Annotated in this window: 39 protein-coding genes and 1 tRNA gene; 10 read left to right on the plus strand and 30 right to left on the minus strand. The window is 69.0% G+C overall.

Features of this window, described 5'->3' with window-relative positions; translation table 11 throughout:
- Positions 1 to 8: 8 nt before the first annotated feature.
- The 9 genes from V5F49_RS00050 to V5F49_RS00090 form a co-directional block, all read right to left on the minus strand.
- Positions 9 to 884 (minus strand): phage capsid protein, encoded by an 876-nt coding sequence (locus V5F49_RS00050; RefSeq protein WP_394116565.1) that lies wholly within the window; start codon positions 882 to 884, stop codon positions 9 to 11.
- 143 nt (positions 885 to 1027) lie between these two features.
- The gene (locus tag V5F49_RS00055) at positions 1028 to 1870 is read right to left on the minus strand and encodes a hypothetical protein (RefSeq protein WP_394116564.1); all 843 of its coding nucleotides are present in this window, start codon (positions 1868 to 1870) and stop codon (positions 1028 to 1030) included.
- Positions 1806 to 2276, minus strand: coding sequence for a hypothetical protein (locus V5F49_RS00060; RefSeq protein ID WP_394116563.1), 471 nt, complete (start codon positions 2274 to 2276; stop codon positions 1806 to 1808). Before V5F49_RS00060 ends, V5F49_RS00055 begins: the two co-directional genes overlap by 65 nt.
- Positions 2273 to 2533: a hypothetical protein gene (locus V5F49_RS00065; RefSeq protein ID WP_394116562.1), complete on the minus strand. Its 261-nt coding sequence runs from the start codon at positions 2531 to 2533 to the stop codon at positions 2273 to 2275. The genes V5F49_RS00060 and V5F49_RS00065 overlap by 4 nt, the downstream gene beginning before the upstream one ends.
- Positions 2530 to 4125 (minus strand): portal protein, encoded by a 1596-nt coding sequence (locus tag V5F49_RS00070; RefSeq protein ID WP_394116561.1) that lies wholly within the window; start codon positions 4123 to 4125, stop codon positions 2530 to 2532. Before V5F49_RS00070 ends, V5F49_RS00065 begins: the two co-directional genes overlap by 4 nt.
- Positions 4126 to 4130: 5 nt before the next feature.
- Positions 4131 to 4340, minus strand: coding sequence for a hypothetical protein (locus V5F49_RS00075; protein WP_394116560.1), 210 nt, complete (start codon positions 4338 to 4340; stop codon positions 4131 to 4133).
- Positions 4312 to 4737, minus strand: coding sequence for a hypothetical protein (locus tag V5F49_RS00080; RefSeq protein ID WP_394116559.1), 426 nt, complete (start codon positions 4735 to 4737; stop codon positions 4312 to 4314). Before V5F49_RS00080 ends, V5F49_RS00075 begins: the two co-directional genes overlap by 29 nt.
- Positions 4738 to 6228 (minus strand): terminase large subunit domain-containing protein, encoded by a 1491-nt coding sequence (locus V5F49_RS00085; RefSeq protein WP_394116558.1) that lies wholly within the window; start codon positions 6226 to 6228, stop codon positions 4738 to 4740.
- Positions 6229 to 6519: 291 nt separating this feature from the next.
- Complete coding sequence (locus V5F49_RS00090) at positions 6520 to 7092, minus strand: hypothetical protein (protein ID WP_394116557.1); 573 nt, start codon at positions 7090 to 7092, stop codon at positions 6520 to 6522.
- A 620-nt stretch (positions 7093 to 7712) separates the two neighbouring features.
- Between V5F49_RS00090 and V5F49_RS00095 the strand changes: the two genes are divergently transcribed.
- On the plus strand, positions 7713 to 8087 hold the full coding sequence (locus V5F49_RS00095) for a hypothetical protein (protein WP_394116556.1): 375 nt from the start codon (positions 7713 to 7715) through the stop codon (positions 8085 to 8087).
- A gap of 18 nt (positions 8088 to 8105) precedes the next feature.
- Here V5F49_RS00095 and V5F49_RS00100 read toward each other — a convergent pair whose 3' ends face one another.
- The 18 genes from V5F49_RS00100 to V5F49_RS00185 form a co-directional block, all read right to left on the minus strand.
- Positions 8106 to 9926, minus strand: coding sequence for a hypothetical protein (locus tag V5F49_RS00100; protein ID WP_394116555.1), 1821 nt, complete (start codon positions 9924 to 9926; stop codon positions 8106 to 8108).
- Positions 9927 to 9983: 57 nt separating this feature from the next.
- Positions 9984 to 10172, minus strand: coding sequence for a hypothetical protein (locus tag V5F49_RS00105; protein ID WP_509210725.1), 189 nt, complete (start codon positions 10170 to 10172; stop codon positions 9984 to 9986).
- A gap of 87 nt (positions 10173 to 10259) precedes the next feature.
- Positions 10260 to 10895: a hypothetical protein gene (locus V5F49_RS00110; protein WP_394116553.1), complete on the minus strand. Its 636-nt coding sequence runs from the start codon at positions 10893 to 10895 to the stop codon at positions 10260 to 10262.
- Positions 10888 to 12009 (minus strand): DUF7146 domain-containing protein, encoded by a 1122-nt coding sequence (locus tag V5F49_RS00115; RefSeq protein ID WP_394116552.1) that lies wholly within the window; start codon positions 12007 to 12009, stop codon positions 10888 to 10890. The genes V5F49_RS00110 and V5F49_RS00115 overlap by 8 nt, the downstream gene beginning before the upstream one ends.
- Positions 12006 to 12278 (minus strand): hypothetical protein, encoded by a 273-nt coding sequence (locus V5F49_RS00120; RefSeq protein WP_394116551.1) that lies wholly within the window; start codon positions 12276 to 12278, stop codon positions 12006 to 12008. The genes V5F49_RS00115 and V5F49_RS00120 overlap by 4 nt, the downstream gene beginning before the upstream one ends.
- Positions 12275 to 12604: a hypothetical protein gene (locus V5F49_RS00125; protein WP_394116550.1), complete on the minus strand. Its 330-nt coding sequence runs from the start codon at positions 12602 to 12604 to the stop codon at positions 12275 to 12277. Before V5F49_RS00125 ends, V5F49_RS00120 begins: the two co-directional genes overlap by 4 nt.
- Positions 12601 to 12849, minus strand: coding sequence for a hypothetical protein (locus tag V5F49_RS00130; protein ID WP_394116549.1), 249 nt, complete (start codon positions 12847 to 12849; stop codon positions 12601 to 12603). The genes V5F49_RS00125 and V5F49_RS00130 overlap by 4 nt, the downstream gene beginning before the upstream one ends.
- Complete coding sequence (locus tag V5F49_RS00135; protein ID WP_394116548.1) at positions 12842 to 13153, minus strand: hypothetical protein; 312 nt, start codon at positions 13151 to 13153, stop codon at positions 12842 to 12844. The genes V5F49_RS00130 and V5F49_RS00135 overlap by 8 nt, the downstream gene beginning before the upstream one ends.
- Positions 13146 to 13448: a hypothetical protein gene (locus V5F49_RS00140; protein WP_394116547.1), complete on the minus strand. Its 303-nt coding sequence runs from the start codon at positions 13446 to 13448 to the stop codon at positions 13146 to 13148. Before V5F49_RS00140 ends, V5F49_RS00135 begins: the two co-directional genes overlap by 8 nt.
- Entirely contained in the window at positions 13435 to 13716 is a 282-nt protein-coding gene (locus V5F49_RS00145; protein ID WP_394116546.1) for a hypothetical protein, read from the minus strand. The genes V5F49_RS00140 and V5F49_RS00145 overlap by 14 nt, the downstream gene beginning before the upstream one ends.
- Positions 13717 to 13857: 141 nt before the next feature.
- Complete coding sequence (locus tag V5F49_RS00150) at positions 13858 to 14637, minus strand: DUF6551 family protein (protein WP_394116545.1); 780 nt, start codon at positions 14635 to 14637, stop codon at positions 13858 to 13860.
- 1 nt (position 14638) lies between these two features.
- On the minus strand, positions 14639 to 15142 hold the full coding sequence (locus V5F49_RS00155; RefSeq protein WP_394116544.1) for a hypothetical protein: 504 nt from the start codon (positions 15140 to 15142) through the stop codon (positions 14639 to 14641).
- 2 nt (positions 15143 to 15144) lie between these two features.
- Positions 15145 to 15387 carry a hypothetical protein gene (locus V5F49_RS00160; protein WP_394116543.1) on the minus strand — a complete coding sequence of 81 codons (243 nt, stop codon included), beginning with the start codon at positions 15385 to 15387 and terminating at the stop codon, positions 15145 to 15147.
- 32 nt (positions 15388 to 15419) lie between these two features.
- A complete protein-coding gene (locus tag V5F49_RS00165) occupies positions 15420 to 15842 on the minus strand; it encodes a hypothetical protein (RefSeq protein ID WP_394116542.1) in 423 nt (140 codons plus the stop codon).
- Entirely contained in the window at positions 15839 to 16033 is a 195-nt protein-coding gene (locus V5F49_RS00170; RefSeq protein WP_394116541.1) for a hypothetical protein, read from the minus strand. The genes V5F49_RS00165 and V5F49_RS00170 overlap by 4 nt, the downstream gene beginning before the upstream one ends.
- Entirely contained in the window at positions 16030 to 16632 is a 603-nt protein-coding gene (locus tag V5F49_RS00175; RefSeq protein WP_394116540.1) for a hypothetical protein, read from the minus strand. The genes V5F49_RS00170 and V5F49_RS00175 overlap by 4 nt, the downstream gene beginning before the upstream one ends.
- Positions 16629 to 16808, minus strand: a complete 180-nt coding sequence (locus V5F49_RS00180) for a hypothetical protein (protein ID WP_394116539.1) — start codon at positions 16806 to 16808, stop codon at positions 16629 to 16631. Before V5F49_RS00180 ends, V5F49_RS00175 begins: the two co-directional genes overlap by 4 nt.
- The gene (locus V5F49_RS00185) at positions 16805 to 17035 is read right to left on the minus strand and encodes a hypothetical protein (protein ID WP_394116538.1); all 231 of its coding nucleotides are present in this window, start codon (positions 17033 to 17035) and stop codon (positions 16805 to 16807) included. The genes V5F49_RS00180 and V5F49_RS00185 overlap by 4 nt, the downstream gene beginning before the upstream one ends.
- Positions 17036 to 17171: 136 nt before the next feature.
- Between V5F49_RS00185 and V5F49_RS00190 the strand changes: the two genes are divergently transcribed.
- From V5F49_RS00190 to V5F49_RS00225, 8 genes are all read left to right on the plus strand, one after another.
- The gene (locus tag V5F49_RS00190; RefSeq protein WP_394116537.1) at positions 17172 to 17825 is read left to right on the plus strand and encodes a LexA family protein; all 654 of its coding nucleotides are present in this window, start codon (positions 17172 to 17174) and stop codon (positions 17823 to 17825) included.
- Positions 17826 to 17987: 162 nt separating this feature from the next.
- On the plus strand, positions 17988 to 18398 hold the full coding sequence (locus V5F49_RS00195) for a helix-turn-helix domain-containing protein (protein WP_394116536.1): 411 nt from the start codon (positions 17988 to 17990) through the stop codon (positions 18396 to 18398).
- Positions 18395 to 18640: a hypothetical protein gene (locus V5F49_RS00200; RefSeq protein ID WP_394116535.1), complete on the plus strand. Its 246-nt coding sequence runs from the start codon at positions 18395 to 18397 to the stop codon at positions 18638 to 18640. Before V5F49_RS00195 ends, V5F49_RS00200 begins: the two co-directional genes overlap by 4 nt.
- On the plus strand, positions 18637 to 19047 hold the full coding sequence (locus tag V5F49_RS00205) for a hypothetical protein (protein WP_394116534.1): 411 nt from the start codon (positions 18637 to 18639) through the stop codon (positions 19045 to 19047). The genes V5F49_RS00200 and V5F49_RS00205 overlap by 4 nt, the downstream gene beginning before the upstream one ends.
- Complete coding sequence (locus V5F49_RS00210; RefSeq protein ID WP_394116533.1) at positions 19044 to 19349, plus strand: helix-turn-helix transcriptional regulator; 306 nt, start codon at positions 19044 to 19046, stop codon at positions 19347 to 19349. Before V5F49_RS00205 ends, V5F49_RS00210 begins: the two co-directional genes overlap by 4 nt.
- A gap of 181 nt (positions 19350 to 19530) precedes the next feature.
- Positions 19531 to 19827 (plus strand): hypothetical protein, encoded by a 297-nt coding sequence (locus tag V5F49_RS00215; RefSeq protein WP_394116532.1) that lies wholly within the window; start codon positions 19531 to 19533, stop codon positions 19825 to 19827.
- A 29-nt stretch (positions 19828 to 19856) separates the two neighbouring features.
- The gene (locus V5F49_RS00220) at positions 19857 to 21128 is read left to right on the plus strand and encodes a site-specific integrase (protein ID WP_394116531.1); all 1272 of its coding nucleotides are present in this window, start codon (positions 19857 to 19859) and stop codon (positions 21126 to 21128) included.
- Complete coding sequence (locus V5F49_RS00225) at positions 21125 to 21367, plus strand: hypothetical protein (protein ID WP_394116530.1); 243 nt, start codon at positions 21125 to 21127, stop codon at positions 21365 to 21367. Before V5F49_RS00220 ends, V5F49_RS00225 begins: the two co-directional genes overlap by 4 nt.
- Positions 21368 to 21478: 111 nt before the next feature.
- On the opposite strand, the gene V5F49_RS00230 is transcribed toward V5F49_RS00225, so the two are convergent.
- Positions 21479 to 21554, minus strand: a tRNA-Lys gene (locus tag V5F49_RS00230).
- A gap of 149 nt (positions 21555 to 21703) precedes the next feature.
- Here V5F49_RS00230 and V5F49_RS00235 point away from each other — a divergent pair.
- Complete coding sequence (locus V5F49_RS00235) at positions 21704 to 22870, plus strand: M20 aminoacylase family protein (RefSeq protein WP_394116529.1); 1167 nt, start codon at positions 21704 to 21706, stop codon at positions 22868 to 22870.
- A 358-nt stretch (positions 22871 to 23228) separates the two neighbouring features.
- Here the strand turns inward: V5F49_RS00235 and V5F49_RS00240 are convergent, their stop codons facing one another.
- Together V5F49_RS00240 and gltX are read right to left on the minus strand one after the other, a co-directional pair.
- The gene (locus V5F49_RS00240; protein ID WP_394116528.1) at positions 23229 to 23501 is read right to left on the minus strand and encodes a sulfurtransferase TusA family protein; all 273 of its coding nucleotides are present in this window, start codon (positions 23499 to 23501) and stop codon (positions 23229 to 23231) included.
- On the minus strand, positions 23498 to 24913 hold the full coding sequence (gene gltX / locus V5F49_RS00245) for a glutamate--tRNA ligase (RefSeq protein ID WP_394116527.1): 1416 nt from the start codon (positions 24911 to 24913) through the stop codon (positions 23498 to 23500). Before gltX ends, V5F49_RS00240 begins: the two co-directional genes overlap by 4 nt.
- Positions 24914 to 24934: the final 21 nt, after the last annotated feature.

The raw sequence follows: 24934 nt of genomic DNA on the forward strand, positions 1-24934 counted from the left end.
GCGCGGGATCACGCGGCCTGCGTGCGCTCCACGGGGCGCTGCAGGGTGGTGTTGGTCTTGAAGTGCAGGCGGCGGATGCCGCGCGCGGTGGGGTCCAGCGCCATGGCGCAGGCCTGCAGGTCGGAGCGGTAGGTCCAGCAGCCGGCGCGGTTGTCCCACTGCATGTTGGTGGCGCCCTCGTAGTTCGAGGCGTAGCCCACCGCGCCCTTGTCCCAGATGAAGCCGTAGGCCTGGTTGGCGGCCGGAACGATCAGCTCCTTCTTGGACATGCTGATCCAGTTCACGCCGTTCCAGCGCTTGGCCCGCACGCCGGTGGGAAAGCCCATCTCGGACCCGACCCACTCGGAATTGTTGAATTCCTTGTAGGTCATCATGATGTTGAACCAGCGATAGGGGATGACCGAGAAGATGTTGTCGTCATCCACCTGGTCATCGTCCTGGAGCTCTTCCGCCGCACGCATGGCGTAGAACAGATCCCAGTCCTCGGCGCCGGTGCCGATGGTGGTCAGGCCTGAGGCGGTGTTGACGGCGTTGAAGATGATCGCGTCCGCCTGCCGGCCGACCGCCTTGCCCGCCGCGTCCGACGCCGCCTGCTTTTCGTCGGCGGTCATCTTGGTGAGGTCCTGCTGCTGGACCTCGAACAGAAGGTCGTAGTCCTTCAGCGAGGCCTGCAGCATGCCCTGGGCCGGATTGGCCGGCGGCGTCTGCGAGCCGCGCTGCCGCTCCTGCATGTCCATGGTGCCGAAGTACGGCCACTTGACCGTCAGGCCCTCGATCCGGCCGGCCGGCGTCGTCATCGGCTTCAGCTTGAAGCCCTTGGACTGGTAATAGTGCCGGACGTTGGAGCGGTACTCTTCAACGAACCAGTTGGGTGCGAACAGCATCGCGTTCCCCTCGGATGAAGATGGAGATCTTCCCGGGAGGAGAGCCGCGGCCGCCCCCGGCGGCGGTAGCCGAGCGGGGGCGGGGCGCGGGCTTTCCCGCGAATTGAGGCAAGCCTAAGCCGCCGGGCGCCGCGTCAACCGAACTAGCCTTCGCCGTGCACCTGCCGGAAACCCGCGTCGACCTTCGCACGGAATTCCTTGTCGTACTGGGGCGAGTGCGGGTGGTAGCGCGGGTCCGCCACCGCCTTGTCGAGACCTTCCTTCGTCCATCCGCCGGTGCCGGCGGGCTGGCCATTGCCGCCGAACGCCGGCTGCTTGGTGATGGAGCCGCTCAGGGCCTGCAGCAGTTCGATGCCGGACGCCTCATCGGCAAGGCTCTTCAGGATGGATTTCGCCCCGTCGCCGAGCTTCAGCTGGTCACCCAGCGTGTCGGCGAAGCTGCCCATGTCCGCCACCAGCCGGGCCACATCCGCCTTCGCCTCCGGCCACTGCCGCCCGGGCGCGATGCGCTCGGCGATCTTGCGGCCCTCGGCGATGGCATCATAGGGCGCGGCGAGCAGGCCCTTGTCCACCGCCGCGTCATAGATGGTATTGACGAACCGGCCGAAGGCATCCTTGGGCAGACCCACCTGCAGCGCGGCCTCGCGGGCGATATCGAGGAGGGGATCGCCTTCGCCCTGGAAATAGGGCTTCGCCTTGTCGGACGGCTCGAAAGCATAGTCCGTCGCCGCCTTGGGCGGGGCAGGGCGGGCGGCGATCTGGTCGCGCTGGCTCTTCCATGCGTTGGCGAGGCGATCGAAACGCTCTTCCGGCTTGTCCGCCTTGATGTCGGCAGGCAGGAAGTCGCGCCAGTAGGGATCGGCGGCAGGCGGCGCGGCGGGCGCGCCGGGCTGGCCTTCAGGCGCGCCGGCTGGCGCACCATCACCGCCGCCGGCGGCGCCGTCCGGGCTGCGGGGCAGGGTCCTCAGGTGGTACGGGATGAACATCGGCCTTCTCCTCTGTCGCGCGCGCAAGCGGGATCGCGCGGCCTTCCCTCACGAGCTTCAGGATTTTCCACACCAGCGCGTTCTCGCCCTCGCGCCGGGCGGCATTCAGCGCGGTCTGGTCGATGGGCAGGCCCAGCGCCACGTACTGCACCGGCTGCAGGACGGTGGTTTCGACCAGGTGCTCGAGCAGCGCCACGAAGTCGGCATTGTCGCCGAGGCGGGCGCAGGCCTGGGCGAGACGCTGCGCCTGGGCGATCTGCATGGCGATCGCCGCCTCGGCGCCCGGCGGACCACCACCGGCGGGCAGCTGGGCGAACCAGTCCCACCCCATCTCGCCGGCTATCGCGATCAGGCGCGAGAGCGAGAGCATCCCGCCCGGCTCGGTTTCAGGGAGCAGCATGCTCATGCGGCATTGTCCCGCCGGTTGCGCGCCTCAACGACGCCGTTGGCGGTCAGGCGAACACGGCCGCGGCCCTTGTTTGCGGGCTTGTAGAATTCCACGAGGCCGGCATCGCGCAGCGCGTTCCAGGTCGAACGCATGAACGGCGCGCTTTCGCCACCCGCAAGCACCACACCATTCGTGTCAAAGAGGCCGTCCCCATTGTGTTTATGGAGCCAGTCCAGCGCCGTGCGATGGGCTTTAGACAATGCAGTTGCGGTCATGCGGGGGCTCCCGGGGTGGGCGGCTGTCCGCCCTGTTGCTGGGCGGCGGCGAGCTGAGCCGTCGCCATGGCCTGGGCGACCAGCGCCTTCACCTGTTCCTGGATTTCCTGCCGCCGTTGCGGCGAGACCAGATGGCGCTCCGGCACGCCGAGGCCGCGGCCGATGTCCTCGAGGAGCGGGATCTTGTCGAGCACCAGGTCCTCCATGGAGCCCGGCGGCGCCGACATGAGGCCGCGCACGATGGTGGCGTATTCCACCGAGTTCTGTGCCTGGGCGGCGTAGCGGGCCACCGCGATGGGGGAGGTGACGCGCGTCTTCACCAGCAGCTGGTCGATGCCGATGTCCACCGTGATGATCTTGGCGTCATAGGCGATCTCGAGCGCCCGCTCGCCGGCGGGTAGCACGATTTCGTGGACCAGCCGGCCGAACGCGCCCACATGATCGGAGGCAAGGCGCTTCACCCGCTCGAGGATTTCCGTGGCCGAGCGCACCGCCGCGCCGTCCGGCGGCAGGGATTGGTCCATCATCGCGCCCTGGACGGACATGCGCAGTTCGTTGAGCACGATCTGCGTCAGGTCGATGCGCGGTTCGGGCAGCCTGGAGATGGTGGGGCCAAGCGTGCCGCCATTGCTCCGCACCTTCCAGAACTGCCCGGGCGCCACCACCGCGGTGGCAGGGTTGAACACGCCATCGTCCGCCGCGGTGTAGATGCCCAGCATCGTGATGGCGGCGGCCTTGAGGGTGAGTTCCTGCGCCTTGTTCAGTGTCTTGATGGCGGGCATGGCCAAGAGGATGGGGCCGCGGCCCCAGGTCTCGCCCGGCACGCGGAAATAGCGCGGCGTCAGCCAGGGCGAGGCGCGGTACTCGCGCGTGTAGATCGGCGCCTCATCTTCACAGTGGTAGACGACGAAGTGGCGGATGCCGGTCTCATAATCGAGGGTGAGGTCCTGGGAGATCTCCACCTCATCGTTCGGCTTGGTTTCGATGATGCGCGCCAGCCGGTCGGAAAACTTGCCCTTCGGCCACTTGGACCGCAGCAGGCGGGCCGCGAACTTACGCTTCCAGAACACGCCGCCCACGTCGCCGAACAGCCCCGGCTCGAGCAGCACTTCCTCGCTGGGCACGGCGGCGAAGGTGGCGATCTTGCCCCGGTTGCGCCAGAGCGGGGGGGCATCGTCGATGACCATGGCGCCGGTGCCGGCGGCGAGATCGAGCCCCATCTCGTGGAAGGCGAGATCCCAGTCGCCCGTCATGAACATGGCGTTGGCCTGCCGCGAGATCACCTCGAGCTCGCGGGCGAGCTGGTTGCGCTCGGCGCCTTCCGGCACCAGCGGGCCGGGCTCGAGCTTCAGCCAGGTCTCGCCCGGCGGGCACAGGTCCTGCTGCAGCTTGCCCGCGAACCTGAAGGCAGAGGTGATGGCCGTCATGTCGAAGGTGCGATCGACGCGCTTTTCGCCCCTGGGGCCGTAGGTGAGGCCGCGCCGGTAGGGAATGGCGAAGTCGTACGCTTCGTCATAGAGCGGCTTGAACAGGTTCCATTCGCGCTCGGCCTGGGCGCGGCGGGCTTTCAGGTCCTTGACGGAGGGGGGCATTGCGATCAACCCAGCGTCTGCGCGCCGTCCTCATCGGTGAGCGATCGCAGCAGCCGCTTGCCGCGCGCGCGCTTCGAGGAGCCGGCGGCGCCCTCCTTGTCGAGCTCGGCCTCGCGGGCGAGGAGCGAGGCGAGGGCGGCGCCGCGCTGGCTCATCTCCTGCCGCTGCTGCTGGCGCTTCTGTTCGTCACTCTGCCCACCCAGCAAGCCGCCCATCTCGCGCCCTCCATACCTGCACCGTGCCCACCGCGCCGACCGGACGGAAGCCGATGGCACGCGCGAGGCGGCCACCGGCGCGCGTGCGCACGATCGCCTCGATAGGGCGAGGGTCACTTTGAGGCACGACGTCGAGGGTCAACCGAGCGAGGCGGGCGAACGCGAGCATATGGGGCGCGGCCTGCGGACCTGCATGAAACCAGCATTCCCACACGCCGAGCTCGAGGGACGGCACATAGCCGCCGACGCACTGGGCAACGCCGGCGGTATCTCGGAAGGCGAAGGTGAGGCCGCGTTCGGCCTGCCAGGAGATTGCCGCCCAGACGTGGGGCGGCTGCGGCCCGTACACCTCGGCGAGGTCGAAGCGCGTGGCGGCATGCAGGGTGAGGGAGGACACTCACACCCCCCACACGTTGAAATCGCCCGGGCGCTGGGCCATGGGCGCCGGCGCCTCCGGCCGCCCGGGCCGGCCCGCCTTGGCGGCCTGGTCGATGACACCATAGCGGCCGACGATCTCGAGCACGCCATACTGCAGCGCGTCATGAACATGAGAAAAGTCGTTCTTTTCCGGCTTTTCCTTGAACGGAGAGGTGCTGTCCTTGCGCACGTTCTCGAACCGGTAGCCATAGGCGAAGCCCTGCACCAGCTTGCGGCACCGGGGCGAGATCAGCAGGCCGGGCCGGCGGCCGTCGATCATCGTCACCAGGCGCAGGCGCACAGCCTCGGTCCGCAACGCCGGCTCATTGGTGAAGCAGGGCATCACCGGGTGAGAGATCGCCTTGCCCACGGTCTCGATCCACGACAGCTCGCCCGCCTCGGTATCGGCGCCGTGGAGCGCCGCCGGATCGGCGACCGCCGTGCGGATATCACAGCCCGGGTAGCGCTCCACCAGCAGCTGGACGATGGCACCCGCGAACCGCGCGGGGCCGACGCCATGGCCCGGCACCAGCTCGTCGAGCACCAGGATCTGGCCATCGGGCAGGGGCTGCAGCACCAGCGCCGCCGGCGACAGGCCCGCATCCATGCAGAGCACCAGCGGCACGCCCGGGCGGGCCGTCAGCTCCTGCGGCGCCACATGCAGCAGTTCGTTGAATTCGGGATAGACGGGGTGGCCGAAGCGTGAATAGCCGAAGCGATTGTGGATGAAGCGGCGCACCCACCAGTCTTGCTTGCCCGCTATCATGCGCTGGTAATAGTCGCGCGGCAGATTGCCGAGGTTTTCCGCGCCCGGATCCATTCCGCCGGGCTGCACATAGAAGCGCCAGCCCTCCGGCAGATCTTCGACAAAGCGCTTGTACACGAAATTGTCGATGTCTGGCGCGTTCAGGTCGCCCATCACCATGCCGGGCGCATCGACGCCGGCGGGGAGCAGCCGCTTGGACGGATAGCGCCGGATGCGCTGGGTGAGGTAATCGAGCACGTCCTCGCTCATGAGGTCGGCCTCGTTCATCCAGGCCCACGAGCCTTCCCACCCGCGCAGGATGTCTTCGACCCGCTTTTCGCCGATGCCCACAAACTCGGTGATGCTCTCCAGGACGCGCCCGCCCGGCAGCTGGAAGCGCAGCGTGTGGACCGCGGGCCGGTCATTGCCGCCCGTGTAGTCCCAGCCCGGGTGATCCTTGGGGAACCAGGTGAACCAGCTCGCCAGCGTGGTCTTTTCCAGCGTGCGGAAGCTGTCGCGCACCACCACGCCCTTCGACCGCACCACACCATCGCTGCAGGTGGGCATGGCGGCGCTGAAGGCCTGCGAGGCGAAGATGCAGGTGGTGGTCTTGCCGGCGCCCACCGGGCCCATGAAGAACTTCACCAGCGACGCGAAGTCCAGGGCGAACGCCTGGGAGACCGGCCCCGGCGGCTGCCAGGCCTGCAGCAGGCCCGCGCCGCTCATCGTCCCGCTCCCGGCGCCGGCCCCGCGCCCGGAGCCCCCGCGCCCATGGTTTCGCGGCCAAATTGGTTCCGCCGGCCCCCCATTTCCGGATCGGTGCGAGCGCGACCTCGCCGGCCGGGAGGGGAGGGGGGCGTTCGGGGGAGGTCGCGCGCGCGCGCCTGCCCGCGCACGAGGGGGCGGGGGGGTGCCGCCGGCCCGCCCGTGGCCGCGATGCCTCCCGGGCGCGACCGGGACGCCCGCCCGGCGGCCCGCGCGCGCGAGGCCGCGACACCGTGATTTTTCATCATGGGGTCATTCATCGCCTTTCCCTTTCAAATCAGCATCTTGCGCATCATCGTGCGACGCATCTCCGTGCGACGCCACCGCCTCGCCCTCGATAACCCGTTGATTTTCCACGATCTGCGCCACGTCGAGGATCGAGATGGCGCCGCGGCCGTCCGACGCCGCCAGCGCGGCCGGCGCCGGCCCGCCGAAGTTGAGCTGCAGCACGGGCAGCACCGCCTGCCCGCTGTCGTCCACCGCCGCCTGCTTGGCCGCGAGGTAGGGTGCGAGCTCGGCCGCCGCCCGGATCTGTGTGTTCAGGGCGTCGAGCGGCTTGCAGTCCAGCAGGCGCGCCAGCTCCATCACGTCGCAGGAGTAGATCTCCGCCAGCGCCAGCAGCGGGTGGCGGTGCTGCGCCAGGATCAGCTTGCGGATGTCCTTGGTCAGCCGGTTGAGGGCACCAGGCGGCCGGCCCGGCCCCCGCCGCACCTGCCTGCCCAACGGGGTCGCGGCCTCGGCATCGCCGCCAGCCGCCGGTTCCTCGAGCAGAGGCAGGCCGGCCTGGGCGCAGGCGCCGGGATTTTCCGCCGGCGGCGCGCCCACCCACTCGCCTTTTGTCGCCCCGGCGACCGCTGCGGCGACGCCGTGCTTTGGCTCACCCATATCCACCCCCTTTTTTATCCTGAGACACCCGCGAGACACCTCGGAAGGGCCGGTGTCTCAGGCTCAACCCATTCACATCCTTGATGTTTTCACCTCTTGAGACACTTAAGACACTTGAGACACCACCACCACCAGACGCGCACGCGCGCGTGTGTGTTACGGGTGGCTTGCTGGTGTCTCAGGTGTCTCAGTGTCTTTTGTCCATGATTTCAGCGGCTTAATCCTGAGACACCGTGTCTTGTGGGGTGTCTCGCCCCGATGCGAGGCGCCGCTTGGCCCCGACCGTCTAGGCGTAGCACCGCCCCGCCCGCGTCAACTGTCTGCCTTGCGCCGGTTCCGGCCGGGCGCTGGCAGGGGTGTTGCAGCGCGCCCGAACCGGCGCGAGGCAGGCCGCATAAGAAACTGGGCCCGGGTGCGGGATATAAGGGCGCGGGCCCGGGCGCCCGTGGCTTCACAAACAGAGACCGCCGGCGAAAAAGTGGGCTGGATACGGGAGCCGCCGCTTGATCGTTGGCCGATTGCATCCCATGGTCGGCGCACAAGAGATGGCGAGGGGCACGGTGGGCGAGATCTACCAGCAGGCCAGACAGCGGGCCGACATTCTGCGCGGCATCCAGGGGCACCGCGTCGATCAGATCGAGGTGTTGCTTGCGGAGGGCGAGCACGATCTCGCGAGGCGCTGGCTTGACGCTACCATCCAATATCTGCGCGCTCGCGCCGTCTGCGGATTTCTTGCCGAGCGTACGGCCGACGGAGCGGCAGCGTTGCCGCCGGAGCATTATGATGCGGCGCTGCCCCCGACTGGTGTGCCGGAGCTGACCGCCATCTGCGATGCTGCAGTTGCCCTCCGGGACAAAGCTGCTGCAGCCTATGACGACATCCGGCGCGAGATATTTGCGGTGGCGGACCGCATTGAGCGCCGCATCACACGCTGATCGCAGGCCGGCTGCTGCCTAGCCCAGCTCGCTCATGAGCACGATGGAACAACGGCGCTGGACGCCGTTGATCCGCTGGCGGTTGTTGGTTTTGTTGCTCACCACCACCGCCGGCGGTGCCTGCCGCAGGGCGGCGGACCAGACGCCGGTGCCACCCTCGCCGCCCCAGTCCGTGCCCCGGAAGATCTGGCTCACCATCGGCCCCTGGTTCGGGATCGCCAGCGCGTAGCCGCGCGCCCGCGGCACGACCTGGCTCGCGTCGATGGCCAGCAGATCGGCCTGGGCGAGCTGCTCGTTGGCCGTCTGCAGCGAGATCGCGTTGAGCTTCAGGTCCTCGAGGAGGGCGCCCACGGTGTGGCGTATTCCATTGCGCCAGGCATCCACCCGCGAGGTGAGGAGGTGGGTGATGCAGCGGCGCCAGTTCTCGCTGGCGTCCTCCTTCTCGGGCAGGTCGGCCGCCGCCAGCAGCTCGGCCCACGGCTCGAGGCCGTCCAGGTCGTTGGGCAGGCCGTACTTGGCAAGGAGTTCGTCGCCGAGCACCAGGTGCGCGCAGGCCAGCAGCGTGCCGTACGTGTCCTGCCCGCGACCGTCATGGCCGCCCATGCCGAGCACCCGGCGATATTCCCGGCGAAGCTCGTGAAACCGGGGCCATTCATCGACCGCCCGCCGCAAGACCATGCGGCCCACTACGTCGACATCGATAACCGGCGCTTCTTCTGCGGCGCGCCCAATATCACGTGGCATAAGCGTGATGAGCGCCATGCGCGAGAGATCCTGCGGGGGGACCGGAGGCCGGTTAATGGCCGAGAAAAAGAAACAATTGTAGGCTCGGAAGCTCGTGCCCGTGTGGTTTGAACCACCGCGCAACATCAGGTCGCCGGACGCGGCCAGGCGAGCGAGTTTGATGACCGCCAGGGTGCGCGAATTATCGGCGCCTGCCTCCAATTCGTCGACCGCAACAGGGAGGCTGTCCTCTCCGACGCGCTGGTATATGCCCGCCGCAGTGGTATCGGCTGATTTGACGAGAGCATCTCCCAACACACCTTTAACAAGCTGCTGAAGCGACGATTTTCCCACCCCCTTGTCGCCTACGACGAAAATCATGGGGCGCCAGTCCAAAGCACCGCCGAGGAAAGCAGCCACAAGCCATCCGACGAGCAGCATCGCGTCCGTCGCCCCACGCTCGAAGGTGAAGCTGGCCAGCGCGGACCATAGGCCCGTCGCGTCCATCATCTCGTCGGATACCGACTTCGCCCAAGGCTCCGGCAGCGACGGCCGTCGCGGATAGAAATAGTGCTCATAGTTGCCGATCGGCTGCTCGCGGCCGCCGACGTAGAGCGTATCTCCACAGTGAAGCACCAGATTGCCAGCCCTATCACTCCACCCGCCGCGCCCTCTAAGCTTGTCATGCGGCGACCACGCACCCTTGCGCCCAGCGGCTCGATAGAGCGCATCAACGATCTGGACAGTATCGAATCCTGTAATCCTGCCTTTTTGGCCAAACCGAGGCCACGCCCAGTACAAATAATTGACGCGGTGCAGGAAGAGTCTTTGGATCTTTTTTTGTCCAAACGCACTGTCAATAATACCGGCGAGTTGCCCCAGAGCGTCGACGACGTATAGCGTCTCGCCGTCCATGCCCAGAACTTGCACAGGACAATCGGGTGGCAAGCCCCAGAGGTCAGGGCTCCATTGTCCCGGCGCGACCTCGACGCCCTCGACAAGCCGCGGCTCGCCGATATCTGGGTCTCGGATACGGTCACGCTTCTGGCGCCGCAGGTCGCGCCGAGCATCTTCGGTCGCGGCGGCGACGGCGTCCTTACCTTTGGCTGCCGACATGGTGCGGCGGTTTCCCCCTGGATGGATGCGCCGGCGCGCGCGGCGCCGGCGGGTTGGTCAGAACGGGATCGGATCGTCTTCCGCTCGCCTCGAGAGCGCGAGGATGGCGTCGGGCACCTTTTCCAGCACCGCGGAGAGGAAATCGGCCTTCTGGATATCGTGATATCCGGCCCAGCCGACGCGGACGTGGAAGGGGGTTTGCACCTCGAAAACCGTCATGTGCAGGCCGCCGGAGCGCAGTCGCACCACGTCTCCGACCTTGAACTCTGGCGGCGCCGCTTTGGCCGGGGCGACCTTGGGAGGCGCTGGGGCCACTCGTTTCGTTGCCATCCGTCACCGCTCCATCAGCTCGCCGAAGCCGGGCATCTCCTCGAGGATGGTGTCCCCGATCGGCACGGGTACCGCCGGCGGCGGCTCGATCACGGGCGGCCGGCGGCGCGCCAGCTCGGCGTTGACCGCCTCGAGCGCATCGACCACGGCCGGGATCAGCCGCACCGCCAGCTCCAGCTGTGCCCAGAAGGACGGGAGGATGGCGGCCAGGTCCTCGGCGGTGGGCGTGCGATCGCCCTGCAGCTCGGCGGTGCGGATGCACAGCGTCTCGGCGGACGGCCGGTGCTGGACGATGTAGCGCACCACCTCGTCGGAATCGGCATGGGCGAAGTTGAAGAGGCCATAGGTCGCGGGATCGAGCGGACCGTCCGCAAAACGCTCCAGGAAGGCAGGCTCGATCACGCCGGCGAGGTCGAGCGCGACCGAGCAAATGCTGGTGGTGGAGAACGGCACCAGGTCCTCCCAGGGGAGCGGCCGGGGCCAATGCTCCGCAGGGGCGGGCTGTTCCGCAGCGGGCGGTTCCGCCGGCGGGGCGGCTTCGGTCGGCGCCGCTCCGGCGTCAGCGCCCGCGGTCTCGGGCGCCGCCGCCGGCGGCAGCTGGCTCGCGCCGCTGATCTCTTCCGTCTGTTCGTCAGTCATCTTTCCCTCTCAGCGTGTCGTTGAGATCCTTGCCCGTAGGGGCGGTGAGACGCGCGATCGGCTTGCCGGTGCGCGACAGGGTGTCGATGGCCCGGGCCACCGTGGACTGGGCGGCAGGGTTGCCGTGGTCGTTCTGCGCATGGATCAGCACATCCGCGACGCACGGCCGGCCGACCGGCGCATGGGCGAAATTGCTGATCGAAGCACAGCCCCACACGCGCAGCTCCGGCGCCGCCAGCGCGACGGAGAGCCCGTCCTCGAGGCCCTCGGTCAGCACCAGCGTGCAGCTGGCGCCGAGGCCGTCCGCCTCTTCCGGCGAGTGATTGCCCTCGCCATTGGCGATGCGCATGACGAGGCCCAGTTGCTCGGGCCAGATGAGCTTGGGCTTCTGGACCGGCGCCTTGCCGGAGCCATCCGGCGCCAGGAACGTGTAGTGCAGCGCCCGGAGCGCGCCTCCGGCGTCGCGCAGGGGCGTGAAGATGGCGGGGAAGGATGGGCCCGGGCGCACCTTCACGCGGTGCGGGCGCCCGTCGCGGATCTCCTCCCGCCACTCGGCGCCGAGCCACCATTCCACGGTGCCCCACCGCAGATCACCCGCGTAGGTCTCGACAAAGCGCAGGTCGACGCCACGGTGCATGAGGTAGAGCCAGGCGATCGAGCCGGGCAGGATCATCCGCCCGCCGGACCAGGTGCGGAACGCCTGCTTTTCCGCCCAGACGGCGCGGCTTTCCTTGGCGGCGGCCGCCTCCGCCCTGCGCCTCTCCCGGGCGCGGCGCGCTTCCTCGCGGTCCGCGTCGCTCATGGTGGCGAGGCCTAAAAAATCCTCGAGCCAGGCGCGGGCGAAGTCGAAATCGTCCACCGCCTTGCCGTTGAGGTAGGCGACCAGGCCGAACACGTCGCCCTTGGTCACGTCCGGATCGGTGAAATCCTTGAAGGCGCCGCAGGCGTCGCCCTGCGTCCACACCGCGAAGCTCGGGTTCTTCTCCCGGCGCATGGGATTGCACACGGTGTAGACCCCGCGCGCGTGCTTCCCGCCCGGGGCCAGCCTGTGCAGCAGGTCCTCGAGCCGGTCCTGTGCCCGGGCCTTGAGGTCGGCGACGGAGGGGCGGGTCATGGCGCCGTCTCCATCGCCGCGCTCTTGAGCGCCTCAAACGCATTCGTGACCCGAAGGTACGGGGCCATGCTGACGTCGAGGCCATCAGCCCGCCGCTGGTCCGCCTTGTCTGCCTCCCGCCATGCGGCCTCGTACTCGACGCGGAGCGGTCGGGGTGTCGCCATATAGTGGCGCTGGCAAAGGACCTCGCGGTCGGCCGCTTCCGCGCGTTCCGTTCTGTTGCAGAACGGAACGCAGCAGCGGACACGGATGGAGCGCGGGCGGATCATGGCGCCGTCTCCGGCACCGGCGTGACCAGCAGCGGGTCAACATGGTTGAGGTAGACGGCGATGTGCTCGCAAAGCTCCCGCCGTTCGCGAGAGCCCTTGCTGCCGTACCGTTTGCTGGGATATCGCTCCCGCTCGCCATTGACCAGCAGTTGCAGGTCGCCGAAGCGCAGATCGCAATATTGGTGCGTGGCGCAGATGATCTTGCCCCACTGGTTGATGGGCACATAGACGTTCGCGCGCCCCAGCTCCCAACGAAGATGCCAGCCGCCGGCGACGCCGCAGTCCGCGAACCATTGGCCTTGGGGAAGGGAGGCCGGGCGGGTCATCGCGGCCTGTCCTTCTCCTTGCGTCGATCAAAACGCAGGTCGATGGCGAGCTGCACGCCGGCCTCAGTGAGGAAGTTCCAACCGTCACATCGGGCGGCATAGCCGGAAGCGACGAGACCGTCGCGGCCCTGCTTGCTTGGCAGATTGCCGTCCCACGTCGGGCCGTTGCGGAACAGGCACCACAAGGTTTCGTGCTCAGCGTTGATCAGCCCGCGGTTGGGATCGAAGGGCAGCGGTTTATCCATGGCCCTTGGCCTCCCCGGCCATGGCCTTGTCGATCGCCTCCATTTCCGAGTTGCGGGCCACGAAGGCTTTCAGCACCGCCACCATGTCCGGCCGGTCGGCCGTGGACATGTAGTTGTAGCGAGCGCCGTCGGGCTCGAAGGCGAACAGGGTGAACTGCCAGCCCGGGAGGTGGGCGCGCAGGGCGTCGAGCGTCGCCTCCATGATGCCGACAACCTCTGCCTGCACCGGCCCATGAGAGCCGGGGATGCAGTTTTCATCGTTGCCCGCCTCGCGCGCGAGCTTGCGGCGCTTCTCCTCACCCATTGAAAAAGCCCTCCGTGATCTTGCGACGGGCGGCCGTCACCCAGTTGCGCATGACGCCGGCGGCGCCGGCGGTGCAGCTCGTCTTCACACCGCCCATCGAAAGCTGGTGGCCGTCATAGCGGCCGCACCATTTCGCGCCCTCTTCCCGCTCCAGCTCGGCGAGCGCATCGGCGGAGGCCTTGCGGTGCTGCTCGTAGCTCTCGCGGTCGCCCACCACGATGGGCGGGATCGCCGCGATCTTCTTCTCGACCACCTGGATCAGGCGGCCCAAGTTGGCGCCGTCAGGCTTGGCCATGGGCGCCGTCCTCGAAGAGGTGGGGATAGCGCGCGAGGATGGCGCGGGCCGCCATGCAGAACAGGCGCGCGCTGGTTTCGACGATGACGATCTTCCCGTCCGGGAGATCCACGCGCAGCGCGAGGCTGGGCAGGCCGCTCTTCATGCCCCCTTCCAGCACCGCCACCTGAATGGGGGGCGCGTCGTTGGCAAGGTGGATGATTTCCGCAGGCTCCAGCTCCGGCCAGACGGGCTCGGAACCGGGCATCTTGATGGTCATTCCAGGCATGTGTTCACTCCGCTGCGTCGCGCCCGGAAGCCGGCGGCTGCCGGCTTCCGTCCTTGGGGTCGCAACCCGGGAACACCCAGGTTGCGGGCACCCCGAGCTTCTTGGTGAGGAAGGAGGTGAGGCGCGCGGAGAGGGTGCCGGCTACGGTCTGCCCCCCCCACGGGCACAGGCGACACGGGCTTCCACCAGCTCGTGCTTGAAATCGAAATCGTCCATGGCATCGAGGAGCGCGCTGCCGGCGTCGCGCCACTCCTGGGCGGCGCCGATCACCAGGCACAGCGCCTCGATGACGGGCTTGCAGAGCATGGCGGGGTTGCCGTCGCTGGTCTGCGTCACGCACTGCAAAGCGGTGGTGAGGGTGTCGGCGCCGTAGCGGGCGAGCGCCGCCAGCAGCACGTTGGGCGCGATGGTCTGCCCGCGCTCCAGCTTGGTGGCCTGGATCGGGTATTTCGTGACCGTCACCTCGGCCGCGGCGCACACCTTCTGCAGGCCGAGCGCGGCCGGGTCTCCGGCGGCGACGCGGGCGTGGTAGATCGCCATGGAATTGAGGCGCGTGACCTGTCCGTTGATGGCGGCGAAGGCGTCCGCCTGGGCGGCGCCATCGGCGATCACCACCAGGCAGGGCACCTGCTCCACCTCGCGGATCGACGCAGCCGTGGTGCGGTGCTGCCCGTCGATGACGGCGAAGAACCCGCCCTCGACGGGCGCCACCACCACCGGCGCGAACTTGCGCCAGTCGAACTTGCGGGCGATCGCCAGCACCGTGCGCCGCCCCTCGGCCGAAATCTCCCGCTGGTAGCGGGGATCCACGCGCAGCTGCGCGATGGGCACCCATTGCAGCATGGGCGCCGGCCCGAGGGCGGCCAGCTCGCCGGCGCCCTCCATGGCCTTGAGGTAAGGGGCGGCTTCGATCGGGCGCATGTCAGTAGCGGCGCCTGCCGCGCTCGGAGATCAGGGAGTTGTCACGGAAGTCGACGCCCCACTGGGCGGACCCGGCACCGCCATAGCTCTCAACGGGAGAGAGCGGGGCGGCCGGCCGGCGGGGAATGGTGCGCCTGTCAGCCACCTCATAGCTGCCGTCGCGCACCGCATCGTCCTCGGCCACGCGCTGGATGTAACCGTTCAGCCGGTGGCGCTCGGCTTCGGAGGTCCGCAGCTTCTCCAGCGCCTCGCGCTCGGAAGCCCGGACGCGATCAAGCTCCCTTCCCAGCCCGTCGGCGAGCGCCTTGTCCGCCTGTGCCTCGCTAACCGCGCGCTGCGCCTCGCGCACCGCCACATCGCGCTGGCGCGCCATCTCCTGCAGCCCTTCGTCGCCCGCGAGGCGCAGCTTGATCTCGGCGCCGAGATTCACCTCAAGGCGGGCATTTTCTTCCTTCAGCCTGGTGATGGCGCCCTTGAGGCCCCTCACGGTGTCGTTCACGGCCATGGTCAGTCCTCCCTCACGCTGACGTCGGCGTCGGCATCGACGCTCACCATCACGGTGCTGTCGCCCTTGATGGTGCAGTTCTGGATCGTCACGCCTTCGACGCGCGCCATGCGGCCGAGCGCGTCGATCGCGTGGCGGATGGTGTCCTGGTCGGCCTTCTGGGCCATGAGGGTTACGAGGCTGTCGGTGATCGCGCCGAGGCTTTCCTTGTCCACGACGGTGCCGATGTTCATGCCTGTCTGCATGTCTTCTCCTTGCGGGGTCAGGATGGGGAGGGTCAGGAAGGACGGCCGGGCACCGAGGGCTGCCCGGCCGCCAAGGTTTCGGGAGGCGGGGCCGCGCCGTTCGTCACGTCACCGCCCGCGGCCCCGGGGGAGGTGGTGCCCGCCTGATCGGGGAGCCCTCGCTCCGCGAACAGGAATTGCGAGCAGGCGAACAGCGCCAGCATGGGCAGCGTCGCCGCATCGGTGCCCGCGCGCGGGTGCCCGGCGAGCACGTTCTCGGCGCGCCGGCGCACCGCCTGCATGGTGAAGGGGCCGGCGACGACCTCGCCCTGCGTGCCGCCCTCGGCGGCGCGGACCAGGGCGACGCTCGATCCGTCCAGGGCCACGACGATGCGCAGCGTGCCGTCGAGGCGGCCGTATTCCTGCACGCTGCCGATGACCTCAAAGGTGGCCGCCTGCGGCTCGGCGGCGGTCACAGCCGGCTCTCCCGCCGTTCGTCCTTCACCACCAGCAGGCAGACAGAGAGGGTGAGCAGCGACACGCTGGCAGCCACCAGGTGGGTGAAGGCGATGGCGTGCAGCAGGCTGAACGCCGAGCCGCCGAGGCCGACGAGCGCGGCCGCGCCCATCTTGGTGGTGACATAGCGGGCGTCGAAGTCAGTCTTCATGGCACCAGGTCCTTCCTGCTGGTGGGGGTGACGGGGGCGGCCGCGCGGCCGGAGAGAAAGGCGGAGGCGCGCTCGAGCAGCGCATCGATGGCCGCGTCATCGCGCAGGTCTTCCACGCGATTGACCGCCTTGTGGACGCGCTGCTTGGTGGTGCCGACCGCGGCCGCGATTGCGGAGTGGGACACGGAGAGCTCCACATGGGCGAGGTAGAAGGCCAGCTGCCGCGCGCGGCTGGCGGCAAGCCACGCAGGATCCAGCGGACAGGACTGCCCATCGTCGCCCAGCGCCCGGGCCGGATCGGCGCCGACCTCATGGGCGAGGTAGAGCACCGCCGCCCGCCAGAAGGCCGCGACCACGGCCGGCGCCGGCGGCGGCGGCGGGGCGGTGCCGGCCAGCTGGTCCAGGGCGCGCGCCAGCTTCACCAGCGTGCGCCGCTGCGGGGTGACACGCTCGGTCAGCGCGCGCCAGTACGTCACCGGATTGACGCTCGCTGCGCGGCACAGTTCGCCGAGGTCGATCCCCAGCGTGGCCCGCCTCGCCTCCACGCCAGCCACGGTTGACAATGCAATTGCATTTGATTTGGCGAGGGCGATGGTCATGGCCGCCGCCCCCACTGCGCGCCCGCCAGGATGACGGCGAAGTGGCTGGACGAGCCGAGCAGCTGGGCGCGTAAGGACAGGGGCGAGACGAGCGCGCCAGCACGCCCGAGCTCGTAATCGAGACGGATGCCGGCGCGCCAGGCGCGGGCGGCGGGATCCTCGGCGGCGGGGATCATTGCTGCGCTCCGTCGCGGCGGCCGAGCAGATAGTCGAGCAGCCTGCGCTCCTCCTCCTCCAGTGCCCGCAGCAACCGGTCCCGCGTGGAGGAGAGGCAATCGCGCTTGCCGTACGCGACGTAGTACGTGGTGTGCTTGTTCAGCCCGGCGAGCCCGGCGAGCTCGACGAGCGGCAAGCGGATCGCGGCCGCGCGGGTGGCGATTTCACTCTCATGCATGTTGTGCATGGCCTCTCGATCTGCAATCTTGCACATGCAAATCTGATTTGGTCTGAGGCTGTCAAGCGCAATGTATCCGGTCGGCTCGCATGCTGCGCCTGCGCACACTTCAAGGCGATTTCATTCGCCTTCGAAGGTGTCGCCCGTGGCCAAGTCGACCAGATCCGCCAAGTCAGAAGCCATGCGCACATTGCGCGAGGCGCAGCAGCGCTACCTTGAGACGGTCAAGGCGCGCACCGGCTTCAGCTTTTCGGAGATCGGGCGGCGGGCGAAGCTCAGTCCCACCACTGTCACGCGCTTCATGAATGGCGAGGGGGAGGGCACGCTCGCCACCCTCACCATCTCGCAGATCGCCGAGGCATCGGGTGTTCCAGCCACCGGCGCGGCCCTGGGCACTTCCCTCGATGGCGTCTCGGACAATGAGGCGGAGCCTTATGTGGCGTCGGCGCCCGCCACCCGCGCGCCGATCGAGCAGGCGATCGAGGCCTTGCGCGGCGGACGCAACGCCGCCGACCCATGGGTGCTGCGCACGCGCGCCCTTGAGGACGCCGGCTATCTCCCGGGCGATGTGGTCATCGTCGACCTTTCCGCCACGCCCGTCGCCGGTGATGCGGTGTGCGCCCAGGTCTATGACTGGGAGAAGATGCGGGCCGAGACGGTGTTCCGGATCTTCGAGGAGCCCTACCTCGTGGGCGCGTCACGCGACCCTGCGTTCCGCAAGCCTATGCTGGTTGACGGTAAGTCAGTCGTCATCAAGGGCGTGGTGACCGATCTGGTCCGCCCGCGGCGCGCCGCCTGAACCTTCTTATTCACCTGGATCAGGACGCCCCGGTGCACGCCGGAGGAACCCTATTGTCACACCGCAATGTGCATACTTGCAGATTTGAATGTGCGTGATAGCTTCAATCGCGCCGGTTGATTTGTGCGGGCTGTACCCGCCGGCCGGTGCAGGGAAGCGACGATGGCAGGCAGAAAGGAAGCGAGCGAGACCGATCGACAGATCGGCATCCGCATCCGCGCCGCGCGCATGCAGCGCGGCATGAGCCAGGAGAAGCTGGGCGAGGCGCTCGGCATCACCTTCCAGCAGATCCAGAAGTACGAGAAGGGCACCAACCGCACCTCGGTCTCGGCGCTGCTGAAGATCGCCAAGGCGCTCGAGGTGGCAGCCGCCGACCTGGTGCCGGAGCTGAAGGGCACGGGCACCGAGCGGCTGCCGCCGGCGATCATCTGCCGCCAGGCGCTCGAGGCGGCCCGGCTGGTGGAGGGCCTGCGCGTGCCGCAGCACCGCACCGCCATCGTCGGCATGATCCGCTCCTTCTCCGAGCACACGGTCGAGCCTCTCACGAGCGCGGGGGAGGCGCAGGCGGCATGAGCATGGTCAAGTGGGGATGGCTGAACTCCGATAGCGACCAGGTGAACGGCCCCTTTCTGAGCCGCGCCACGGCGGAGGAGGATGCGCAAAGCGCTCTCGGCTATCAGGGCGACACGGCCGACATCGTGCAGATCGTCACCGTCGCGCGCATGGTCCTGAAGCCGGCGATCGAGGAGGTGAGGGCGCCGGTGCCCACGCCGGACAGCATCGAGCTCATCACCGTCGAAGAGGAGGATGCATGAACCCGACGCTTTCACCCGACGCCCAGGCGCGCGCCGCGGAAGAGCGGCATTTCTGGGTCGAGCTTTCGCAGATGCCGGGAGCAGAGGGGATCGCGGGGCGGATCCTGCTGGCCGCCGGCGACCCTCTTCGCAATGCGATCCTGCAGGAGCTGAAGGAGGACGTGAAGCAATACACGGTCATCAGGGGCGTCGGCGACGCCCTTGGAAATATCCTTGTCACGCTCGCTGGCAACCTTTCCGATCCCAACACGGGCCTCCCGAAGGGCGTCGTGCTTGGCATGGTTCTCGGCAAGATCATCGGCGCGCGCATTCAGGATGCGCTCGAGGCGACCAGAGGTGCCGACGTCACCGTGCTGTACGAGATCGACGGTCAGCTCACGGACCTGCCGGCGGGACGGGCATCATGATTGCCACCTCCGAGCTGGTGCTCACCCTCGGCGAGATCGCCACCCTGTTCCGCCGCTCCCGGGCGGCGGCTTCCCGCCACGTCGCGCGCCTCATGTCCGGTCACGGCTTCCCCCAGCCGCTGCCCGGGCGCAAGCCGCGGCTGTGGAGCCGGAGCCAGGTGGAGCTGTGGCTCGCCCGGGCCGGCACCTCGGCCGGCGCCGGCATCCCCCAGCGGGTGCCGGCTGAGGATCCCCGTCTCGCGCCGGCGGCCATCGCCGCCGGCCGCGCCCGCCTCGAGGCGCGGTACGGAGGCGGGGCATGAGGTGGCCTCAGATGGAAGAGGTGAAGTGGTTCATCCGAAGCCCTCATGCACGACTTGAGATCCGGCCTTGTTGCTGGCGGTACCTTTGGTGGTGCTTCTCCATAGAAGTGACCGGCCCGAATGGGGGCCTGCCGCGCCAGCTGCCTTTGTGGCGCCGGATCCGCTTTGTGTGGAAGCCGTCATGAAGCCCCTCAAGGGCTACAGCCTGTTCGTCCTGGAGCTTCTCATCGCTCACGGCCCGCTGGTGCAGCGGGGTGGCGCGTGGTTCCGGGCGGACGGGCAGGGCGGGGCGGTGCGGGACATTGCCGTCGCCGCCCTCGCCAGCCGCGGCCTCATCACCATCGGCGTCACCGGCTACGGCCGGACGGCCTCGGTTTCCCCCACGGGGATCCTGTGGCGCTCGCGCACGCGCGAACGCCTCTACCGCCAGAGGAAGGGCAAGCCATGGCCACAAGACACCACGCAACTGCCCGGCTAATCTCTCCACCGTCAACGGAGGGGAAGGCCGTGGGCATCGTCAAGGTCACGATCCAGAACATCAACTGGCGCAAGGGCCGGCCCCGGTTCGATCCGGGGCCGGGCGTCCGCAGGCTCGGCTTCAGGAGCGAGGACCTGAAGCACGCCGATGGCCGGTGGTTCTCCCTGGACGAGGCCGGCGCCTGGGCGGCTGAACGCAACGCGGCCATCGCCGCGCGGCGCCAGCAGAAGGCCGAGGGCAAGCGCCTCGCGCCGCTGAAGCGGCCGAAGCACCAGACCATCGAAGGCCTGTTCGATGAATGGTTCGAGAGCCCCAAGTTCACCGGCGGGGTGCAGGCCGGCAAGCGCCAGCAGGCCGGCGTCACCGCCGCCACCGCCAGGGACTACAGGTACAAGTTCAACGCCCTCAAGGCCTTCGACGCCGAGCTGATGCAGGAGGCGCCGGGCGCCGTCACCGCCGTGGTGGCGCAGGGCATCTTCGACAAGCTGTGGGAGCGCAAGGGTTTGCACACTGCGCGGGGTGTTGTGGCCATCGCCTCGAGCTGCTGGAAATGGGCGATCGGCCGCGGCAAGGGCGGCATCACCTTCAACCCGTGGCGCGGCCTCGAGAAGGCAATGCCCGCGCCGAGGCTGGTGACCTGGACGGACGAGGAGATCGTCGCGCTCGCGGCCGCCGCCGATGCGCTCGGCCGGCCGGAAATCGGCGACGCGGTCTATCTTGGCCTGTTCACCGGCCAGCGACAGGGCGATCGCCTCACCCTCGAGCGCGCCGGCCGGGACGATGCCGGCCGGCTGCTGATCCGCCAGTCCAAGACCGGCGCCATCGTCGCGGTGCCCGCCGCGCCGCAGCTGGTGGCCCGCCTCGAGGCGGCCGCCGCGCGGCGCAAGGACCGCAAGGTGCAGCACACCCAGCTGGTCATCGATGAGACGGCCAACGCGCCGTTCAAGTCCGACTGGTACCGCCACGTGTTCGCCGAGATGCGCCTCGCCGCGGCCCGGGGCGTGGTGCTGGGCATGAACGGCCCGGAGATCGCGCCGGCCGAGCGCACCGGCCACGAGGTGTGGCTGCTGATGCCGGTGCCCTCCATCGCCGGCAAGCGGGACCAGGACCTGCGCGACACCGCCGTGACATGGCTCGGCCGCGCCAGCGCGACGGTCCCGCAGATTGCCAGCATCACGGGGCACAGCTACGTGAGCATCAACCAGGTGCTGCGACACTATCTCGCGACGCATCCCGAGATGGCCGACGCGGCCATCGGGAAGCTGCTGTCGTGGATGGATGAGACGGGGGTGGCGGTATGAGCCGCGACTTCATAGCCGGCTTCGCCCTCGCGCTGGCGGACATCAACCGGCTTCACGACTGCCCCACCTACGTGGCGGATACCATCGTCGGCGCCGGCTTCACCATCGCCGACTTCCGGCAGGCGGGCGTGGAAGAATACGACCTCGCCGAGCTGCGGAAGTGCGTCGAGGAAGGCGGAGGCAGCGCCGAGCGGCAGGCCAGAATCATGGGTCCGTCGCACCGAAAATCACGGGGTTGAGGAACGAACGTCGTACATACGACGATACGACGCCACCTATGGCGTCGTATGTTCTTCTTAGGTTCCCGCCTCCGATCTTGGCAAAATCGTTACGGCACAACGCTTTGTGAGTGGTGAGCCCGGACGGACTTGAACCGTCGACCCCATGATTAAAAGTCACGTGCTCTACCGGCTGAGCTACGGGCTCACTCCTTGCTGTGGTTAGGCTGGCAAGGCGGCAGGGTCAAGGCCGCGCAGGAGCGCGCGACGGGCAGGGCCGGCGCCTGTGCATATCCGCGCATTGACCCGCCGGCGCCGGTTCCGCACCATGCCCGGGTTCATTGCCCCGGACTTGCCATGCCCGTGCTGAATCACATCGCCTCCCGCACCGACGAGATCGCGGCCTGGCGGCACGATTTTCATCGCCATCCCGAGCTCATGTACGAGCTGCCCCGCACCAGCGCCGCGGTGGCCGAGCACCTGCGGGCGTTCGGCTGCGACGAAGTGGTGACCGGGCTTGGCCGCACGGGCGTGGTCGGCATCGTGCACGGGCGGGGCGAGGGGCCGCTGATCGGCCTGCGTGCGGACATGGATGCCCTGCCGATCGTCGAGCGCACCGGCGCGGCCTATGCCTCCTCGAACCCCGGCGTGATGCACGCCTGCGGCCACGACGGCCACACCGCCATGCTGCTGGGCGCCGCGCGCCATCTCGCGGAGACGCGCGCCTTCTCGGGCACGGCGGTGCTCATCTTCCAGCCGGCGGAGGAGGGCGGCGCCGGCGCACGCGCCATGATCGACGACGGCCTGTTCGACCGCTTCCCGGTGCGCGAGGTGTACGGCATGCACAATCTGCCGGGCCTGCCGGTCGGCCGCTTCGCCATGCGGCCGGGCGGCATCATGGCCTCGTCGGATCGCGTGGAGATCCTCGTGGAGGGCCAGGGCGCCCATGCGGCCCGTCCGCATCTGGGCATGGACGTCGTGCTGGCTGGCGCGGCCATCGTCACGGCGCTCCAGCAGATCGTGGCGCGCAACATCGATCCGCTGGATTCGGCGGTGGTGTCCATCCCCGTGTTCCACGCCGGGGAGGCCGACAACGTGCTGCCGCCGGTGGCGCGCCTCGCCGGCACCATCCGTTCGCTCGATCCGCGGGTGCGGGACCAGTTGCGCGGCAACATCGTGCGCGTGGCCGAAGGCGTCGCGGCGGCGCACGGCGTGTGCGCGTCCGTCAGCTTCTCGCAGGGCTATCCCGTGACCCGCAACCACGTCGCGCAGACCGCCTTCGCCGCCGAGGTGGCGGCCGAGGTGGCCGGCGTCGGCGAGGTGGACCCGGAGGCTCCGCCCTTGATGGCGGCGGAGGATTTCGCCTTCATGCTGGAGGAGAAGCCCGGCGCCTACATCTTCATCGGCAACGGGCCATCCGCCGACCTGCACCACCCCGAATATGATTTTGCAGACGGGGCCATCCCGTTCGGTGCGTCCTACTGGGTGCGGCTGGTGGAGCGGGCGCTGCCGCTCACCGCCTGACCCGCAGTCCGGGCAGACCGGCCTCCGCGTCCGCCGCGCGGGTGGATGAGGCGCGGGCCTTCCGTGCGCGTCCCGCGCCTGCCGAATGGGGCCCTCACGGCGGAAGCGGGCTGCTTTCCTGTCCCAATCGCGCCAGTGCGTGACGGCGCGCGGCGAGGGCGTCCCTCGATGACGCACGCAACGCGCCAGCCCCGGCCCGTGAAAGCCAGATCCTGCGCGGCCCGGGTTGCCCTGCCGCTTGAGCGCTCCGAAGTGTCATGCACGCGCGGACAGCGTCACACGTTGAGCGGGCGGAGCCCTACGCTCCCCGCGCCGATCACGACGCGGTCCGGTTCCGCGCCGGTACCGCGCCGCGCGGTCAGTCCGGCTTGCGCAGCACGAACGTGAGAAGCCCCGGCGCGATCACCTTGTCTTCAAGGCGCGCCCCGGTCTCGTGGGCGAGATGGGGAATGTCGATCACCGCCATGGGGTCGGTGCAGGTCACCACCAGCCGGGTGCCGGGGCGCGCGGCGGCGAGGGCCTTGCGGGTACGCAGGGCGGGCAGGGGGCACTTCAGCCCCCTGAGGTCGAGCTCGAGGGTCGCCGGTTCGCCGGCAGGAGGCCGCGGAGGAGGCCGAGGCCCCGAGCTCATCCCGCCTGATCCTTCAGCCGGCCGAGGCTTTCCTCCCGGCCGAGCACCGTCAGCACGTCGAAGATGGGCGGGGACGTGGCCTTGCCGGTCAGCGCGGCGCGCAGCGGCTGGGCCACCGCGCCGAGCTTGACGCCCTGCGCCTCGGCATAGGCACGCACCGCCGCCTCGGTGGCGGCCGCGGTCCATTCGGCCGCCTCCAGCGCCGGCAGCAGCCGGGCGAGGTGGGCCCGCGCCTCGGGCGTGAGCAGCGCCGCGGCCTTGTCGTCCAGCGCCAGCGGCCGCTCCATGAAGATGAAGTCGGCGTTGTCCAGCAGTTCCACCAGCGTCTTGGCCCGCTCCTTCAGGCCCGGCATGGCGGCGGCGAGCTGGGCGCGACGCTCCGGCGTCATCCGCGCGAGCCGGCGCCCGGCGTCCGGCAAATGCGGCACCAGCGCATCGATGGCCACGAGCAGGTCGGCGTCGCTCGCTGCCCGCAGATACTGGCCGTTGAGGTTCTCCAGCTTCTGGAAATCGAACCGGGCGGCGGACCGGCCCACCCGGTCGAGATCGAAGAACTCGACCATCTCCTCGGTGGAGAACACCTCCTGGTCGCCGTGGCTCCAGCCGAGGCGCACCAGATAGTTGCGCAGCGCCGCCGGCAGGTAGCCCATGTCGCGATACGCATCCACGCCCAGCGCCCCATGGCGCTTGGAAAGCTTCGCGCCGTCCGGCCCGTGGATGAGCGGGATGTGGGCCATGCGCGGCACGTCCCAGCCGAGCGCGCGGTAGATCTGGGTCTGGCGCGCCGCGTTGGTGAGATGGTCGTCGCCGCGGATCACGTGGGTGACGCCCATGTCGTGGTCGTCCACCACCACCGCCAGCATGTAGGTGGGGGTGCCGTCGGAGCGCAGCAGGACCAGGTCGTCGAGGTCCTTGTTGGGGAAGGTGACGGTGCCCTGCACCATGTCCTCGATCACGGTCTCGCCGTCCTGCGGGGCGCGCAGGCGAATGACCGGGGCGCGGTCCTTCGGCGCCTCGGAGGGATCGCGGTCGCGCCAGCGGCCGTCATAGCGCGGCGGGCGGCCCTCCTTGCGGGCCAGCTCGCGCATCTCGTCGAGCTCCTCCGGCGTCGCATAGCAGCGATAGGCGTTGCCCCGGGCCAGCATGTCCTCAACGGCGGCGCGGTGCCGGTCGGCCCGGGCGAACTGGTAGATCGGATCGCCGTCCCAGGTGATGCCGAGCCAGGACAGGCCCTCCAGGATCGCGTCGATGGCCTCGGTGGTGGAGCGCTGGCGGTCGGTATCCTCGATGCGCAGCAGCATCTTGCCGCCGGTGTGGCGGGCATAGAGCCAGTTGAACAGGGCCGTGCGCGCGCCGCCGATATGCAGGAAGCCGGTGGGCGAGGGGGCGAAGCGGGTGACGATCTGCGACATGGGGGCGCTCGAAAATGGGGG

The organism is Xanthobacter lutulentifluminis (genome assembly GCF_043194675.2).
GTDB lineage: Bacteria > Pseudomonadota > Alphaproteobacteria > Rhizobiales > Xanthobacteraceae > Xanthobacter.

Coding starts and splice junctions, on each gene's coding strand:
- V5F49_RS00225 (WP_394116530.1), top strand. CDS start 21,125: ATGAGCCGCGACTTCATAGCCGGCTTCGCCCTCGCGCTGGCGGACATC.
- V5F49_RS00185 (WP_394116538.1), bottom strand. CDS start 17,035: ATGCACAACATGCATGAGAGTGAAATCGCCACCCGCGCGGCCGCGATC.
- V5F49_RS00075 (WP_394116560.1), bottom strand. CDS start 4,340: ATGGGCGGCTTGCTGGGTGGGCAGAGTGACGAACAGAAGCGCCAGCAG.
- V5F49_RS00120 (WP_394116551.1), bottom strand. CDS start 12,278: ATGATCCGCCCGCGCTCCATCCGTGTCCGCTGCTGCGTTCCGTTCTGC.
- V5F49_RS00200 (WP_394116535.1), top strand. CDS start 18,395: ATGAGCATGGTCAAGTGGGGATGGCTGAACTCCGATAGCGACCAGGTG.
- V5F49_RS00125 (WP_394116550.1), bottom strand. CDS start 12,604: ATGACCCGCCCGGCCTCCCTTCCCCAAGGCCAATGGTTCGCGGACTGC.
- V5F49_RS00155 (WP_394116544.1), bottom strand. CDS start 15,142: ATGGCCGTGAACGACACCGTGAGGGGCCTCAAGGGCGCCATCACCAGG.
- V5F49_RS00135 (WP_394116548.1), bottom strand. CDS start 13,153: ATGGGTGAGGAGAAGCGCCGCAAGCTCGCGCGCGAGGCGGGCAACGAT.
- V5F49_RS00050 (WP_394116565.1), bottom strand. CDS start 884: ATGCTGTTCGCACCCAACTGGTTCGTTGAAGAGTACCGCTCCAACGTC.
- V5F49_RS00070 (WP_394116561.1), bottom strand. CDS start 4,125: ATGCCCCCCTCCGTCAAGGACCTGAAAGCCCGCCGCGCCCAGGCCGAG.
- V5F49_RS00160 (WP_394116543.1), bottom strand. CDS start 15,387: ATGCAGACAGGCATGAACATCGGCACCGTCGTGGACAAGGAAAGCCTC.
- V5F49_RS00150 (WP_394116545.1), bottom strand. CDS start 14,637: ATGCGCCCGATCGAAGCCGCCCCTTACCTCAAGGCCATGGAGGGCGCC.
- V5F49_RS00180 (WP_394116539.1), bottom strand. CDS start 16,808: ATGATCCCCGCCGCCGAGGATCCCGCCGCCCGCGCCTGGCGCGCCGGC.
- V5F49_RS00210 (WP_394116533.1), top strand. CDS start 19,044: ATGATTGCCACCTCCGAGCTGGTGCTCACCCTCGGCGAGATCGCCACC.
- V5F49_RS00060 (WP_394116563.1), bottom strand. CDS start 2,276: ATGAGCATGCTGCTCCCTGAAACCGAGCCGGGCGGGATGCTCTCGCTC.
- V5F49_RS00055 (WP_394116564.1), bottom strand. CDS start 1,870: ATGTTCATCCCGTACCACCTGAGGACCCTGCCCCGCAGCCCGGACGGC.
- V5F49_RS00110 (WP_394116553.1), bottom strand. CDS start 10,895: ATGACTGACGAACAGACGGAAGAGATCAGCGGCGCGAGCCAGCTGCCG.
- V5F49_RS00085 (WP_394116558.1), bottom strand. CDS start 6,228: ATGAGCGGCGCGGGCCTGCTGCAGGCCTGGCAGCCGCCGGGGCCGGTC.
- V5F49_RS00205 (WP_394116534.1), top strand. CDS start 18,637: ATGAACCCGACGCTTTCACCCGACGCCCAGGCGCGCGCCGCGGAAGAG.
- V5F49_RS00145 (WP_394116546.1), bottom strand. CDS start 13,716: ATGCCTGGAATGACCATCAAGATGCCCGGTTCCGAGCCCGTCTGGCCG.
- V5F49_RS00130 (WP_394116549.1), bottom strand. CDS start 12,849: ATGGATAAACCGCTGCCCTTCGATCCCAACCGCGGGCTGATCAACGCT.
- V5F49_RS00195 (WP_394116536.1), top strand. CDS start 17,988: ATGGCAGGCAGAAAGGAAGCGAGCGAGACCGATCGACAGATCGGCATC.
- V5F49_RS00240 (WP_394116528.1), bottom strand. CDS start 23,501: ATGAGCTCGGGGCCTCGGCCTCCTCCGCGGCCTCCTGCCGGCGAACCG.
- V5F49_RS00140 (WP_394116547.1), bottom strand. CDS start 13,448: ATGGCCAAGCCTGACGGCGCCAACTTGGGCCGCCTGATCCAGGTGGTC.
- V5F49_RS00065 (WP_394116562.1), bottom strand. CDS start 2,533: ATGACCGCAACTGCATTGTCTAAAGCCCATCGCACGGCGCTGGACTGG.
- V5F49_RS00215 (WP_394116532.1), top strand. CDS start 19,531: ATGAAGCCCCTCAAGGGCTACAGCCTGTTCGTCCTGGAGCTTCTCATC.
- gltX (WP_394116527.1), bottom strand. CDS start 24,913: ATGTCGCAGATCGTCACCCGCTTCGCCCCCTCGCCCACCGGCTTCCTG.
- V5F49_RS00115 (WP_394116552.1), bottom strand. CDS start 12,009: ATGACCCGCCCCTCCGTCGCCGACCTCAAGGCCCGGGCACAGGACCGG.
- V5F49_RS00175 (WP_394116540.1), bottom strand. CDS start 16,632: ATGACCATCGCCCTCGCCAAATCAAATGCAATTGCATTGTCAACCGTG.
- V5F49_RS00170 (WP_394116541.1), bottom strand. CDS start 16,033: ATGAAGACTGACTTCGACGCCCGCTATGTCACCACCAAGATGGGCGCG.
- V5F49_RS00100 (WP_394116555.1), bottom strand. CDS start 9,926: ATGTCGGCAGCCAAAGGTAAGGACGCCGTCGCCGCCGCGACCGAAGAT.
- V5F49_RS00235 (WP_394116529.1), top strand. CDS start 21,704: ATGCCCGTGCTGAATCACATCGCCTCCCGCACCGACGAGATCGCGGCC.